General features: G+C 57.0%; 24 protein-coding genes and 1 pseudogene. All 25 read right to left on the bottom strand.

Annotated elements, in window-relative coordinates:
* Positions 1-22 precede the first annotated feature (22 nt).
* Positions 23-139 (bottom strand): 50S ribosomal protein L36, encoded by a 117-nt coding sequence (gene rpmJ / locus GSQ93_RS03045; RefSeq protein WP_004199844.1) that lies wholly within the window; start codon positions 137-139, stop codon positions 23-25.
* A gap of 20 nt (positions 140-159) precedes the next feature.
* Positions 160-288: pseudogene (gene infA, locus GSQ93_RS37955) on the bottom strand (translation initiation factor IF-1); the annotation flags it as partial.
* An 8-nt stretch (positions 289-296) separates the two neighbouring features.
* Complete coding sequence (secY, locus tag GSQ93_RS03040; protein WP_031361563.1) at positions 297-1,643, bottom strand: preprotein translocase subunit SecY; 1,347 nt, start codon at positions 1,641-1,643, stop codon at positions 297-299.
* Positions 1,644-1,687: 44 nt separating this feature from the next.
* Positions 1,688-2,122 (bottom strand): 50S ribosomal protein L15, encoded by a 435-nt coding sequence (gene rplO, locus GSQ93_RS03035; protein WP_031361564.1) that lies wholly within the window; start codon positions 2,120-2,122, stop codon positions 1,688-1,690.
* A 29-nt stretch (positions 2,123-2,151) separates the two neighbouring features.
* The gene (gene rpmD, locus GSQ93_RS03030; RefSeq protein ID WP_047845343.1) at positions 2,152-2,334 is read right to left on the bottom strand and encodes a 50S ribosomal protein L30; all 183 of its coding nucleotides are present in this window, start codon (positions 2,332-2,334) and stop codon (positions 2,152-2,154) included.
* 14 nt (positions 2,335-2,348) lie between these two features.
* Positions 2,349-2,867, bottom strand: coding sequence for a 30S ribosomal protein S5 (rpsE, locus tag GSQ93_RS03025; RefSeq protein WP_031361566.1), 519 nt, complete (start codon positions 2,865-2,867; stop codon positions 2,349-2,351).
* A gap of 14 nt (positions 2,868-2,881) precedes the next feature.
* The gene (gene rplR, locus GSQ93_RS03020; RefSeq protein ID WP_158934182.1) at positions 2,882-3,247 is read right to left on the bottom strand and encodes a 50S ribosomal protein L18; all 366 of its coding nucleotides are present in this window, start codon (positions 3,245-3,247) and stop codon (positions 2,882-2,884) included.
* 12 nt (positions 3,248-3,259) lie between these two features.
* A complete protein-coding gene (gene rplF, locus GSQ93_RS03015) occupies positions 3,260-3,793 on the bottom strand; it encodes a 50S ribosomal protein L6 (RefSeq protein ID WP_056355422.1) in 534 nt (177 codons plus the stop codon).
* 19 nt (positions 3,794-3,812) lie between these two features.
* On the bottom strand, positions 3,813-4,208 hold the full coding sequence (gene rpsH, locus GSQ93_RS03010; RefSeq protein ID WP_031361569.1) for a 30S ribosomal protein S8: 396 nt from the start codon (positions 4,206-4,208) through the stop codon (positions 3,813-3,815).
* Positions 4,209-4,222: 14 nt separating this feature from the next.
* Complete coding sequence (gene rpsN, locus GSQ93_RS03005) at positions 4,223-4,528, bottom strand: 30S ribosomal protein S14 (protein ID WP_031361570.1); 306 nt, start codon at positions 4,526-4,528, stop codon at positions 4,223-4,225.
* A gap of 7 nt (positions 4,529-4,535) precedes the next feature.
* Entirely contained in the window at positions 4,536-5,075 is a 540-nt protein-coding gene (gene rplE / locus GSQ93_RS03000) for a 50S ribosomal protein L5 (protein WP_031361571.1), read from the bottom strand.
* Between the two features lie 13 nt (positions 5,076-5,088).
* The gene (rplX, locus tag GSQ93_RS02995; protein WP_158934181.1) at positions 5,089-5,397 is read right to left on the bottom strand and encodes a 50S ribosomal protein L24; all 309 of its coding nucleotides are present in this window, start codon (positions 5,395-5,397) and stop codon (positions 5,089-5,091) included.
* 9 nt (positions 5,398-5,406) lie between these two features.
* On the bottom strand, positions 5,407-5,775 hold the full coding sequence (gene rplN, locus GSQ93_RS02990; protein WP_006052212.1) for a 50S ribosomal protein L14: 369 nt from the start codon (positions 5,773-5,775) through the stop codon (positions 5,407-5,409).
* A 289-nt stretch (positions 5,776-6,064) separates the two neighbouring features.
* Positions 6,065-6,337: a 30S ribosomal protein S17 gene (gene rpsQ / locus GSQ93_RS02985; protein ID WP_031361574.1), complete on the bottom strand. Its 273-nt coding sequence runs from the start codon at positions 6,335-6,337 to the stop codon at positions 6,065-6,067.
* Complete coding sequence (gene rpmC / locus GSQ93_RS02980; protein WP_031361575.1) at positions 6,334-6,528, bottom strand: 50S ribosomal protein L29; 195 nt, start codon at positions 6,526-6,528, stop codon at positions 6,334-6,336. The genes rpsQ and rpmC overlap by 4 nt, the downstream gene beginning before the upstream one ends.
* A gap of 9 nt (positions 6,529-6,537) precedes the next feature.
* The gene (rplP, locus tag GSQ93_RS02975; RefSeq protein ID WP_031361576.1) at positions 6,538-6,954 is read right to left on the bottom strand and encodes a 50S ribosomal protein L16; all 417 of its coding nucleotides are present in this window, start codon (positions 6,952-6,954) and stop codon (positions 6,538-6,540) included.
* 2 nt (positions 6,955-6,956) lie between these two features.
* Positions 6,957-7,775, bottom strand: coding sequence for a 30S ribosomal protein S3 (gene rpsC, locus GSQ93_RS02970; RefSeq protein WP_031361577.1), 819 nt, complete (start codon positions 7,773-7,775; stop codon positions 6,957-6,959).
* 11 nt (positions 7,776-7,786) lie between these two features.
* The gene (gene rplV / locus GSQ93_RS02965) at positions 7,787-8,116 is read right to left on the bottom strand and encodes a 50S ribosomal protein L22 (RefSeq protein ID WP_031361578.1); all 330 of its coding nucleotides are present in this window, start codon (positions 8,114-8,116) and stop codon (positions 7,787-7,789) included.
* Between the two features lie 12 nt (positions 8,117-8,128).
* A complete protein-coding gene (rpsS, locus tag GSQ93_RS02960) occupies positions 8,129-8,404 on the bottom strand; it encodes a 30S ribosomal protein S19 (RefSeq protein WP_158934180.1) in 276 nt (91 codons plus the stop codon).
* A gap of 10 nt (positions 8,405-8,414) precedes the next feature.
* Positions 8,415-9,242 carry a 50S ribosomal protein L2 gene (gene rplB, locus GSQ93_RS02955; protein WP_158934179.1) on the bottom strand — a complete coding sequence of 276 codons (828 nt, stop codon included), beginning with the start codon at positions 9,240-9,242 and terminating at the stop codon, positions 8,415-8,417.
* Between the two features lie 2 nt (positions 9,243-9,244).
* Positions 9,245-9,559, bottom strand: coding sequence for a 50S ribosomal protein L23 (gene rplW, locus GSQ93_RS02950; protein WP_031361581.1), 315 nt, complete (start codon positions 9,557-9,559; stop codon positions 9,245-9,247).
* Positions 9,556-10,176: a 50S ribosomal protein L4 gene (rplD, locus tag GSQ93_RS02945; protein WP_158934178.1), complete on the bottom strand. Its 621-nt coding sequence runs from the start codon at positions 10,174-10,176 to the stop codon at positions 9,556-9,558. Before rplD ends, rplW begins: the two co-directional genes overlap by 4 nt.
* On the bottom strand, positions 10,176-10,835 hold the full coding sequence (gene rplC / locus GSQ93_RS02940; RefSeq protein ID WP_062091252.1) for a 50S ribosomal protein L3: 660 nt from the start codon (positions 10,833-10,835) through the stop codon (positions 10,176-10,178). Before rplC ends, rplD begins: the two co-directional genes overlap by 1 nt.
* Before the next feature lie 186 nt (positions 10,836-11,021).
* Positions 11,022-11,333: a 30S ribosomal protein S10 gene (gene rpsJ / locus GSQ93_RS02935; RefSeq protein ID WP_031361584.1), complete on the bottom strand. Its 312-nt coding sequence runs from the start codon at positions 11,331-11,333 to the stop codon at positions 11,022-11,024.
* Between the two features lie 136 nt (positions 11,334-11,469).
* Positions 11,470-12,436: elongation factor Tu (tuf, locus tag GSQ93_RS02930; protein ID WP_158934597.1), on the bottom strand; the 967-nt coding region annotated here is incomplete at its 5' end.

Here is a 12,436-nt window from a genome sequence, read left to right as displayed (position 1 = left end):
GCGCAAGCAAAAAGCGCGGCGTTCAGCCTTGACGCTGTTTGTGGCGCGGATCAGAGCTGCAAATCACGCGCACAACGCCCTTGCGCTTGATGATCTTGCAATTGCGGCAAATGCGCTTAACCGATGCCATCACTTTCATGATATTACCCTTTTTTCAAATCACTTCGCCCGGAACACGATCCGTGCACAAGACAGATCGTAAGGCGTCAACTCAACCGTTACCTTGTCGCCAGGACTGGTGTCCAGCGGCGGCAAAGCCATTCTTCAACTCATGCCACCACTGATCACGGTCCTTATCAGCGCATCGGGACGTTGCTGCCCTTGAAGTTCGCCTTCTTGAGCAGCGATTCATACTGTTGCGACATAACGTAGGACTGAACCTGCGCCATGAAATCCATCGTGACCACCACAATGATCAGCAGCGACGTTCCACCGAAGTAAAACGGTACGTTCCAACGCAGCACCAGAAATTCCGGTAGCAAGCAAACGAACACGATGTAGATCGCACCGGCCAGCGTCAAACGCGTGAGGATCCGATCAATATATCGAGCCGTCTGGTCACCAGGACGAATCCCAGGGACGAAGGCACCACTTTTCTTCAGGTTGTCGGCCGTCTCTCTGCTGTTGAACACCAACGCGGTGTAGAAGAAGCAGAAGAAAACGATCGCCATTGCGTACAGCAACACATACACCGGTTGACCAGGCTTCAGAGCCTCAGCAACGCCGTGCAGCGTGTTCGCAAACCAGCCGGTCCGCGTACCCGAACTAAACCAGTTCAGGATAGTTGCCGGGAACAGGATGATCGACGACGCAAAGATCGGCGGAATCACACCCGACATATTCAACTTCAGCGGCAAATGCGAAGACTGACCGCCGTAAATCTTGTTTCCGACCTGACGCTTGGCGTAGTTCACCAGGATCTTGCGCTGACCGCGTTCGATAAACACGACCACGAACGTGACCGCCGCAATCAGCAGGACGACAATAATCGCCGAGATGATACTCATGGAGCCGGTGCGAACCAGTTCGAAGAGACCACCGATCGCGTTCGGGAAGCCCGCCGCGATACCGCCGAAAATGATGATCGAGATACCGTTACCCAGTCCGCGCTCCGTGATCTGCTCACCCAGCCACATCAGGAACATCGTGCCGGTCACCAGCGTCACGACTGTCGTCAACCGGAACACCATGCCTGGATCAATTACGAGTCCAGCCTGATTTTCCAGCGCCACCGCAATACCGAATGCTTGAAACGTAGCCAGAACAACCGTGAAGTAACGCGTGTACTGCGTAATCTTCCGCTGCCCCGCCTGCCCTTCTTTCTTCAGCGCTTCCATTTGCGGCGAAACGATCGACAGCAGCTGCATGATGATCGATGCCGAGATGTACGGCATGATCCCAAGCGCGAAGATCGTGAACCTGGACAGTGCACCACCCGAGAACATGTTGAACATGCCTAGAATGCCGCCTGACTGGCTCTGGAAAAGCTTCGCCAGCTGATCCGGGTCGATACCCGGCACCGGAATATGCGCACCGATACGGTAGACGATCAGCGCCAGCAGCAAGAACATTGCACGCCGACGCAGATCGCCGAACTTCGCAGCGCTTCGACCGGATTTTGCGAGACTCGGGCTATTAGCCAAGAACCTTCTCCGATGCTTTCGCTAACAACGACAACACGCGTTCGTTACTCAGAGACCGAGCCGCCGGCGGCTTCGATCGCAGCACGGGCACCCTTCGTAGCAACGAGGCCCTTAACCGTGATCTTGCGCGTCAGTTCGCCCGTCTTGATGATCCGTGCGCTCGTAAAGAGCACGCCGAGCAGACCGGCTTGCTTCAAAGCCAACAAATCGATTTCGTCGACCGGCAGCTTTTCGAGATCCGACAGGCGCACTTCACCAACGAACTCATGCGTCAGCGAGCTAAAGCCACGCTTCGGCAAACGACGTTGCAAAGGCATCTGACCGCCTTCGAAGCCGACTTTATGAAAGCCGCCCGAACGCGATTTTTGACCCTTGTGACCGCGACCCGCAGTCTTGCCGAGGCCGGAACCGATACCGCGGCCAACGCGACGCTTTGCGTGCTTCGCGCCTTCTGCCGGCTTAAGGTTATTCAAATCCATATTCAACTCCTTGATCCCTGGTCAGCCGCTTAGCTGAGGACTTTGACAAGGTACGAAACCTTGTTGATCATCCCGCGCACTGCCGGCGTGTCCTGCAGTTCGCTAACCGAGTTGAGTCGGCGCAGGCCCAGACCACGCACCGTTGCACGATGCGTCTCACGGGTCCCAATCAGGCTCTTCACGAGCTGAACCTTGACAGTTTTATCAGACATGGTGACCACCTGGCTTAGCCCAAAATATCTTCGACGGACTTGCCGCGCTTCGCCGCGATGTCACCCGGCGTCGACTGCTTGCGCAGACCGTCGAGTGTTGCACGAACGAGGTTGTACGGATTCGTCGAACCGTGGCTCTTCGCCACAACGTTTTGAACGCCCATCACGTCGAACACTGCGCGCATCGGGCCGCCGGCGATAACACCCGTACCGTCCTTGGCCGGAGCCAGGAGAACTGCGGATGCGCCATGCTTACCATGCACTTCGTGTTGCAGCGTACCGTTCTTCAACGGCACCTTGAACATGTTGCGGCGTGCTTGTTCCATTGCCTTTTGAACAGCAACCGGAACTTCCTTCGCTTTGCCCTTGCCCATGCCGATGCGTCCGTCGCCATCGCCAACCACGGTCAGTGCGGCAAAACCGAGAATCCGGCCGCCCTTCACCACCTTGGTCACGCGATTGACCGCGATCATCTTTTCACGGAGGCCGTCGTCGCGTTCTTCAGCCTTCACATTCGCTTGCATCTTTGCCATGACGAATTCTTCCCTTAGAACTTGAGTCCGGCTTCGCGTGCCGCATCAGCCAGCGCTTTCACGCGGCCGTGGTAACGGAAACCTGAACGGTCGAAGGCGACGGATTCGACGCCGGCAGCCTTGGCTTTTTCAGCAATACGCTTACCGACAGCGATCGCAGCATCGACGTTGCCGCCTTTGCCCGACTTGTCTGCCAGTTCGGCGCGCACTTCAGCTTCGAGCGTCGACGCGCTTGCCAACACCTTGGTGCCGCATGCCGAGAACACTTGCGCATAAATGTGCGTGTTCGTGCGATGCACAGCCAGACGTGCGACCTGCAGCTCAGCGATCTTGACGCGCGTCTGTTTAGCGCGGCGCAGGCGAGATTGAGTCTTATCCATGATTGCGCACCCTTACTTCTTCTTCGTTTCTTTGAGGATGACGACTTCGCCGAAGTAGCGCACGCCCTTGCCCTTGTAGGGCTCCGGCGGACGGTAACCGCGAACTTCCGCAGCGACCTGGCCAACTTTCTGCTTGTCGATCCCCTTGATCACGATTTCGGTTTGCGTCGGGGTTTCAACTTTGACGCCTTCCGGCATCGCGTGCACCACGGGGTGCGAGAAACCCAGCGACAGATTCAGCTTGTCGCCCTGCGCCTGCGCGCGATAACCAACGCCAACCAGCGTCAGCTTGCGCTCGAAACCCTTCGTAACGCCATTCACCATGTTCGCCACAAGGGCGCGCATCGTGCCCGACATCGCATTCGCTTCACGGCTTTCATCAGCCGGGGCGAAGTTGAGCGTGCCGTTGTCGTTTGCTACCGTAACAAGCGGATTAGCCGCTTGCGTAATCGTACCCAGCGGGCCCTTGACGGTGATTACTTCGCCGCTAAAGGCCACTTCCGCGCCTTGCGGCAGCGTAATCGGGCTTTTACCTACTCGAGACATGTTTCTTCTCCTTTTCGGTTTAAGCGACGTAGCAGAGGACTTCGCCGCCGACGCCGGTCTGGCGCGCCTTGCGGTCGGTCATCACACCCTGGGGCGTCGACACGATTGCAACGCCAAGACCGTTCATCACAACCGGAATGTCGTTACGACCGCGATACACACGCAGACCAGGCTTCGAGACGCGTTCAATGCGCTCAATAACCGGACGGCCAGCGTAGTACTTCAACGCGATATTCAATTCCGACTTCGCACCTTCAGACTTCACTGCGAAATCGTCGATATAACCTTCGTCCTTCAAAACCTGCGCAATCGCAACCTTGACTTTCGACGAGGGCATTGTCACCGATACTTTCTCAACCATCTGCGCATTGCGGATGCGAGTCAGCATATCGGCGATAGGATCACTCATACTCATTTAGATATCTCCTATTACCAGCTCGCCTTGGTCAGGCCAGGGATTTCGCCGCGGAAAGCGATTTCGCGAATCTTGCTGCGTGCCAATCCGAATTTGCGGAACGTGCCACGCGGACGACCCGTGATCGCGCAGCGGTTACGCTTGCGAGTGGGGTTCGAGTTGCGGGGCAGTTGTTGCAGTTCGAGACGAGCGGCATAACGCTCTTCGTCCGACTTGCTCGCGTCATCAATGACCGCCTTCAGCGCCGTACGCTTGGGAGCGTACTTTGCAGCCAGGCGAGCACGCTTCTTTTCACGTTCGATCAGTGCCAGTTTAGCCACGGTAACCTCAGTTTCTGAACGGGAACTTGAAGCTGGCGAGCAGTGCCTTTGCTTCATCGTCAGTCTTCGCGGTCGTCGTGATGCTGATGTTCAGCCCACGAAGCGCGTCGATCTTGTCGTAATCGATCTCGGGGAAAATGATCTGCTCTTTCACACCGATGTTGTAGTTGCCGCGACCGTCGAACGCACGACCCGATACACCGCGGAAGTCACGAACCCGGGGGAGCGCAACCGTCACGAAACGATCGAGAAATTCGTACATGGCTTGGCCACGCAGCGTAACCATCGCGCCGATCGGGTAGCCCTGACGAATCTTGAAGCCAGCGATAGCCTTGCGTGCCTTCGTGATAACCGGCTTTTGGCCAGCAATCTTCGTCAGGTCGCCAACGGCGTTTTCGATGATCTTCTTGTCGGCGACGGCTTCACCAAGACCCATGTTCAGGGTGATTTTGGTGATGCGCGGCACTTCCATTACGGACTTGTAGCCGAACTTCTCAACGAGGCCGGGTACAACTTTCTCTTTATAAAACTCATGCAGACGTGCCATTTATTACTCCGCGTCAGACGCTAAGCGTGGCACCGGTCGACTTCAAGAAGCGTACCTTCTTGTCGTTCTCGACCTTGATGCCTACACGCGATGCCCTGCCATTTGCGTCGACCAATGCGACGTTCGAAATATGCAAGGGCATCGTCTTGGCTTCTACGCCGCCCGTCGTACCCTTCATCGGGTTTGGCTTCACATGCTTCTTGACGAGGTTGATACCCTCGACCGTCACACGTTCGTCCCCAACGAGCAGCACGATACCGCGCTTGCCTTTGTCTTTGCCAGTGATGACGAGAACCTCGTCACCTTTGCGAATCTTGTTCATCGCGACTCCTTACAGCACTTCCGGCGCGAGCGAAACGATCTTCATAAATCGTTCACTACGCAATTCACGCGTAACCGGTCCGAAAATACGCGTACCGATAGGCTCGAGCTTGGCATTCAAAAGTACGGCGGCATTACCGTCGAACTTGATCAGCGAGCCGTCCTGGCGGCGCACGCCCTTGGCCGTACGAACGACCACAGCGTTGTAGATTTCGCCCTTCTTCACGCGTCCGCGCGGCGTTGCTTCTTTGACGGTCACCTTGATGATGTCGCCAATGCTAGCGTAACGACGCTTCGAGCCGCCGAGCACCTTGATGCACATCACTTCACGTGCACCTGTGTTGTCGGCAACTTCAAGCCGAGTTTCGGTCTGAATCATGGTTTATCTTTCCCAACTTAATCCAGTTACGCCACCATGGCTTAACCGGTCAGTCTTGGTCCCGTCAGCCTGGTGGCTGCTTGGGTTAGAACAGGCAGCGAGGGCAGACGAAACCCGCCATCGCAATCCGGTGAATCTGTCAGCACAAGCTTGGCGCCTGCACTGGCTTCCCCCACCAACTTCGCCCGCGATGGGGCTCCCACAAAGAGGGAAGACCGAAATTATAACGCATAATTTCGGTCTGGCAAGCGAAAGTTACTGCGATACTTCTTTTACCGCTTTTTGACGCTTAGATGACGCGCGCCGACTCAAGCAACTTCGACACAACCCAGGCTTTCGTCTTCGAAATCGGACGGGTTTCCTGGATCTCGACGAGATCGCCTTCGTTGTACGTGTTCGCGTCGTCGTGAGCGTGGTACTTCTTCGACCGTACGACGTACTTGCCGTAGATCGGGTGCTTTACGCGATGCTCAACCAGCACGGTGACCGTCTTTTCCATCTTGTTGCTGACGACCTTGCCGACCAGCGTCCGCTTGAGCGAGGTTTTTACGCTATCGTTCATTTCTGGTTCGCCTTCTCAGTCAGGACGGTCCGCACACGAGCGATGTCGCGACGAACCTTCTTCAATTGACTGTTGTTGGTCAATTGCTGGGTCGCGAGTTGCATGCGCAGGCCGAATTGCGCCTTCAGCAGGTCCGTCAGCTCTTGGTTGAGCCCAGCCTGGTCTTTCTGGTGAAGTTCGGAAGCCTTCATCATTGCTCCTTAGGCGCCGAGCTGGCGTGAAACGAAGTACGTCTTCAGCGGCAGCTTAGCTGCAGCCAGACGGAACGCTTCACGTGCCAACTCTTCAGTAACACCGTCCATTTCATACAACATCTTGCCCGGTTGAATCTCTGCGACGTAGTACTCAGGGTTACCTTTACCGTTACCCATCCGTACTTCAGCCGGCTTTTGCGAGATCGGCTTGTCCGGGAAAATGCGGATCCAGATACGGCCGCCACGTTTAATGTGACGCGTCATTGCACGACGCGCCGCTTCGATTTGGCGCGCGGTCAAACGGCCGCGACCGATAGCCTTCAGACCATATTCACCGAACGACACTGCGTTGCCGCGCGTCGCCTTGCCGGTGTTACGACCCTTTTGCTCTTTGCGATACTTTCTGCGTTTCGGTTGCAGCATCGTTATTCTCCAGTCTTCCCGTCGCCGCCGGCACCGCCAGCACGACGGGGAGCGCCTGCGCCACGGCGCGCACCTGCGTTTGCCGGACCACCACCTTCACCGTCACGACGCGGACGGCGATCGCCACCCGGACGTGCGTTGCGGCGCGGACGCTTGTCTTCGGCTACTTCTTCGACCACCGGTGCATCATTGCGGCCCAGCGTGTCGCCCTTGTAGACCCACACTTTGACGCCGATGATGCCGTAGGTCGTCTTCGCTTCCGAGGTTGCGTAGTCGATATCAGCACGCAGCGTGTGAAGCGGAACGCGACCTTCGCGATACCACTCGGTACGAGCGATTTCGATACCGTTCAACCGGCCCGCGCTCATGATCTTGATGCCTTGAGCACCCAGACGCATGGCGTTTTGCATCGCACGCTTCATCGCGCGGCGGAACATGATCCGGCGCTCGAGCTGTTGCGTGATCGAGTCGGCGATCAGTTGCGCATCGGTTTCCGGCTTACGGATTTCTTCGATGTTGACGTGGACCGGAACGCCCATGCGGCGTTGCAGTTCCGTCTTCAACAGTTCGATATCCTCACCCTTCTTGCCGATCACTACACCCGGACGCGAGCTGTAAATCGTGATGCGTGCATTCTTCGCCGGACGCTCGATGACAACCCGACCCACCGAAGCGTTTTTCAGCTTCTTCTTCAGGTATTCACGAACGCCGATGTCTTCCTGCAGCATCGATGCGAAATTGGTGTTGTTCGCGTACCAACGCGACGCCCAATTTCGGCTGACAGCCAGACGGAAGCCTGTCGGATGAATTTTTTGTCCCATCGTATGGCTCCTTAATTCCCGACTGTCACAGTGATGTGACAGGATTGCTTCTCAATGCGGTTACCACGGCCTTTTGCGCGCGCGGTGAATCGCTTCAGGGAAGCTGCCTTGTCGACCATGATGCTCGTTACTTTGAGCTCGTCGATGTCGGCGCCTTCGTTGTGTTCCGCATTCGCGATCGCTGACAGCACGACCTTCTTGACAATACCCGCCGCCTTCTTCGGCGAGAACGTAAGAACGTTCAGCGCCTTGTCGACCGGCAAACCACGGATCTGGTCAGCCACAAGGCGCGTTTTCTGCGCCGAGATGCGGGCACCGCGATGAATAGCTTTTACTTCCATCTTGATAGCCCCTTATTTCTTGGCCTTCTTGTCGGCTGCATGACCCTTGAACGTACGGGTCAATGCGAACTCGCCAAGTTTGTGGCCGACCATGTTTTCCGAAACATAAACCGGGACGTGTTGACGGCCGTTATGAACGGCGATCGTCAGACCGATGAAGTCCGGGAGGATCGTCGAACGACGCGACCAGGTCTTGATCGGCTTCTTGTCACGCGCAGCTGCGGCTGTCTCAACCTTCTTCAGCAAATGAGCGTCGCAGAACGGACCTTTTTTAACAGAACGTGCCATTGCTTACTCCTTAGCGCTTGTGACGGCGCTGAACGATCATCGTCGTCGTGCGCTTGTTGCTGCGTGTACGATAACCCTTAGCCGGGGTTCCCCACGGGCTGACCGGATCGCGACCTGCTGCCGTCTTACCTTCACCACCACCGTGCGGGTGATCGACCGGGTTCATTGCAACACCACGCACCGTCGGGCGGATACCGCGCCAGCGGTTAGCACCCGCCTTACCGATTTGACGGAGGCTATGCTCTTCGTTGCCAACTTCACCAATCGTCGCGCGGCACTCAACGTGCACACGGCGAATTTCACCCGAACGCAGGCGAACCTGAGCGTACGTGCCTTCACGAGCCAGCAGCATCGCGGACGTACCAGCCGAACGCGCCATTTGCGCGCCCTTGCCCGGCAACATCTCGACACAGTGAATCGTCGTACCGACCGGAATGTTGCGGATCGGCAAGGTGTTACCCGAGCGGATCGGCGCTTCCGAACCCGACATCAACGCTTGCCCCACCGTCGCACCCTTCGGAGCGATGATGTACGTGCGCTCGCCGTCTGCGTACAGAACCAGCGCGATGTTCGCGCTACGGTTCGGATCGTACTCAAGACGTTCGATCTTTGCGGGAATGCCGTCCTTGATGCGACGGAAATCGACGATACGATACTGTTGCTTGTGACCACCACCCTTGTGACGGACGGTGATACGACCGGAGTTATTCCGGCCGGCAGTCACGGACTGTGAGTCGAGCAGCGCTGCGTGCGGCTTGCCCTTGTACAGATCCTTATTGACCACCTTGACCATCGCGCGGCGACCCGGCGAAGTCGGCTTAACTTTTACGATTGCCATGATTACTTGGCCTCCGCTTCAAAGTTGATTTCCTGGCCGGGCTTCAGGCAGACATACGCCTTCTTCACGTCTTTGCGCTTGCCCATGAAGCGGCCAAAGCGCTTGGCTTTACCCTTCGTGACCAAGACGTTGACAGAATTGACTTCTACCTTGAACAGCAGCTCGACAGCAGCCTTAACTTCCTGCTTCGTGGCATCGGGCGCGACTTCGAACACAACTTGTTCGTTCTTGTCGGCCACCAGCGTCGCCTTTTCGGAGATCACCGGCGCGAGCAGGACCTGCATCAAACGATGATCGTTCTTGCGAATCTCGCTCATGACAGCAACTCCTCGATCTGGGCGACCGCAGCCTTCGTAATCACGATCTTCTTGAAGTAGATCAACGAGAGCGGGTCGGCATAACGCGGCTCGACAACGGCCACGTGGGCCAGGTTGCGCGACGCGAGGTACAGGTTTTCGTCGACCGTGTCAGTAATGACCAGGACGGACTCGAGACCCATTGCCTTGAATTTTTCGGCCAACAGCTTGGTCTTCGGCGCTTCGAGGGTCATCTCATCGACGACTACGATGCGACCTTCACGGGCCAGCTGCGAATAGATCGAGCAGAGACCTGCGCGATGCATCTTCTTGTTGACCTTGTGCGAAAAGTTTTCTTCCGGCGAATTCGGGAAGATACGGCCACCGCCGCGCCACAACGGGCTCGACGACATACCGGCACGGGCGCGGCCCGTACCCTTTTGACGCCACGGCTTCTTGGTCGTGTGCTTGACTTGCTCACGATCCTTCTGCGCGCGGTTACCGCTACGTGCGTTGGCTTGATAGGCCGTGACGACCTGATGGATCAGGGCTTCGTTGTAATCGCGACCGAACACGACGTCCGATGCGTTCACACCCGCGCCTTCCTGACCATTGGCGCTCAGGAGCTTAAGTTCCATTATTTCGCTCCTTTCACAGCGCGTGCCTTGACAGCCGGCGTCACGAAAACCTTGCCGCCCTTAGCGCCAGGAACAGCGCCACGGACCAGCAACAGATGACGGTCAGTGTCGATACGAGCGATCACGAGGTTTTGCACCGTAACCGTTTCGTCGCCCATGTGACCCGTCATGCGCTTACCCGGGAAAACACGACCCGGATCCTGCGCCATACCGATCGAACCAGGGACGTTGTGCGAACGCGAGTTACCGTGCGATGCGCGACCCGAAGCGAAGTTGTGACGCTTGATGGTACCGGCGTAGCCCTTACCGATCGACACGCCTTGCACGTCGACTTTCTGGCCTACTTCGAAGATGTCCGTACCGATCACGGTACCGTTCGACAACTCGGCAGCCTTAGCGGAATCGATCTGGAATTCTTTGAGGACTTCACCAGCTTGTACGCCGGCTTTGGCAAGGTGACCTGCCAGCGGCTTCGTCACGCGCGATGCGCGGCGAGTGCCGAATGCAACTTGAACGGCGATGTAACCATCCGTTTCTACAGACTTGATCTGCGTCACTCGGTTGTCCGACACGTCCAATACGGTGACGGGAATCGAATCCCCTTCAGGCGTAAAGATACGGGTCATGCCAACCTTGCGACCTACGAGTCCAAGGCTCATCGTTTTCTCCATTCCCAACTGCGATTGGTCGGGGCTGATTTACAAAATGCCGGTCGATTCACGAGAATCGCACCGACTTTTTTGCGCAAATGCGCGAAAAGCCTTGGAGTATAACAAGGCTTTTCGTTTTCCGCAAGCAATCAAAGACTTAGCGCCACTCCTCGCGAGAGCGGCGCTGGGTGAAACTTACTGCAACTTGATTTCCACATCGACGCCAGCCGGCAGGTCGAGCTTCATCAACGCGTCAACGGTCTTGTCCGTCGGATCGACGATGTCCATCAGGCGTTGGTGGGTGCGGATTTCGAGCTGATCGCGCGACGTCTTGTTGACGTGCGGCGAACGCAGAATGTCAAAACGTTGGATACGGGTCGGCAGCGGCACCGGACCACGTACGATTGCGCCAGTCCGCTTAGCCGTATCGACGATTTCAGCTGCCGATTGATCGATCAGACGATAGTCGAAAGCCTTCAGGCGAATGCGGATTTTCTGGTTTGCCATGACAATTCCTTGAAAGAACGAGACGGTGTTGCACCGTCGATTTGGTAAAAGAGCAAGGAGCCGAGCACGCGTAAGGTACGTGCGCCCGGCTCCGGGCACGACTACGAACTACAGCTTTTGAAGCAAGCTCAGGATGTTACGCCAGAACCTTGGCCACGACGCCGGCGCCGACGGTACGACCGCCTTCACGGATAGCGAAGCGCAGACCTTCTTCCATCGCGATCGGAGCGATCAACTTCACCGTGATCGACACGTTGTCGCCCGGCATGACCATTTCCTTGTCCTTCGGCAACTCGATCGATCCCGTTACGTCCGTGGTACGGAAGTAGAACTGCGGGCGATAGTTGTTGAAGAACGGGGTGTGACGGCCGCCTTCGTCCTTGCTCAACACATACACTTCAGCCGTGAAGTGCGTGTGCGGCGTGATCGAACCCGGCTTAGCCAACACCTGGCCACGCTCCACGTCTTCACGCTTCGTGCCGCGCAACAGAATACCCACGTTGTCGCCCGCTTGACCTTGGTCCAGCAGCTTGCGGAACATTTCCACGCCCGTGCACGTCGTCTTCACCGTCGGCTTGATACCGATGATTTCGATTTCTTCGCCAACCTTAACCACACCGCGCTCGATACGACCCGTCACCACCGTGCCGCGACCCGAGATCGAGAACACGTCTTCCACCGGCATCAGGAACGAACCGTCGATTGCGCGTTCCGGCGTCGGGATGTACGTGTCCAGTGCGTCGGCCAGGTTCATGATCGCCACTTCGCCCAGCTCGCCCGTGTCGCCTTCCAGCGCCAGTTTGGCCGAACCCTTGATGATCGGCGTTTCGTCGCCCGGGAAGTCATACTTCACCAGCAACTCACGCACTTCCATTTCAACGAGTTCCAGCAACTCGGCGTCGTCCACCATGTCGCACTTGTTCAGGAACACGATGATGTACGGCACGCCAACCTGGCGAGCCAACAGGATGTGCTCACGCGTTTGCGGCATCGGGCCGTCTGCAGCCGAACACACCAGGATCGCGCCGTCCATCTGGGCAGCACCCGTGATCATGTTCTTCACATAGTCGGCGTGTCCCGGGCAGTCAACGTGCGCGTAGTGA

This window comes from Burkholderia sp. S171 (genome assembly GCF_009766085.1).
In the GTDB taxonomy this organism is placed as follows: Bacteria; Pseudomonadota; Gammaproteobacteria; order Burkholderiales; family Burkholderiaceae; genus Caballeronia.
This window is presented reverse-complemented; position numbering and strand designations above follow the sequence as displayed.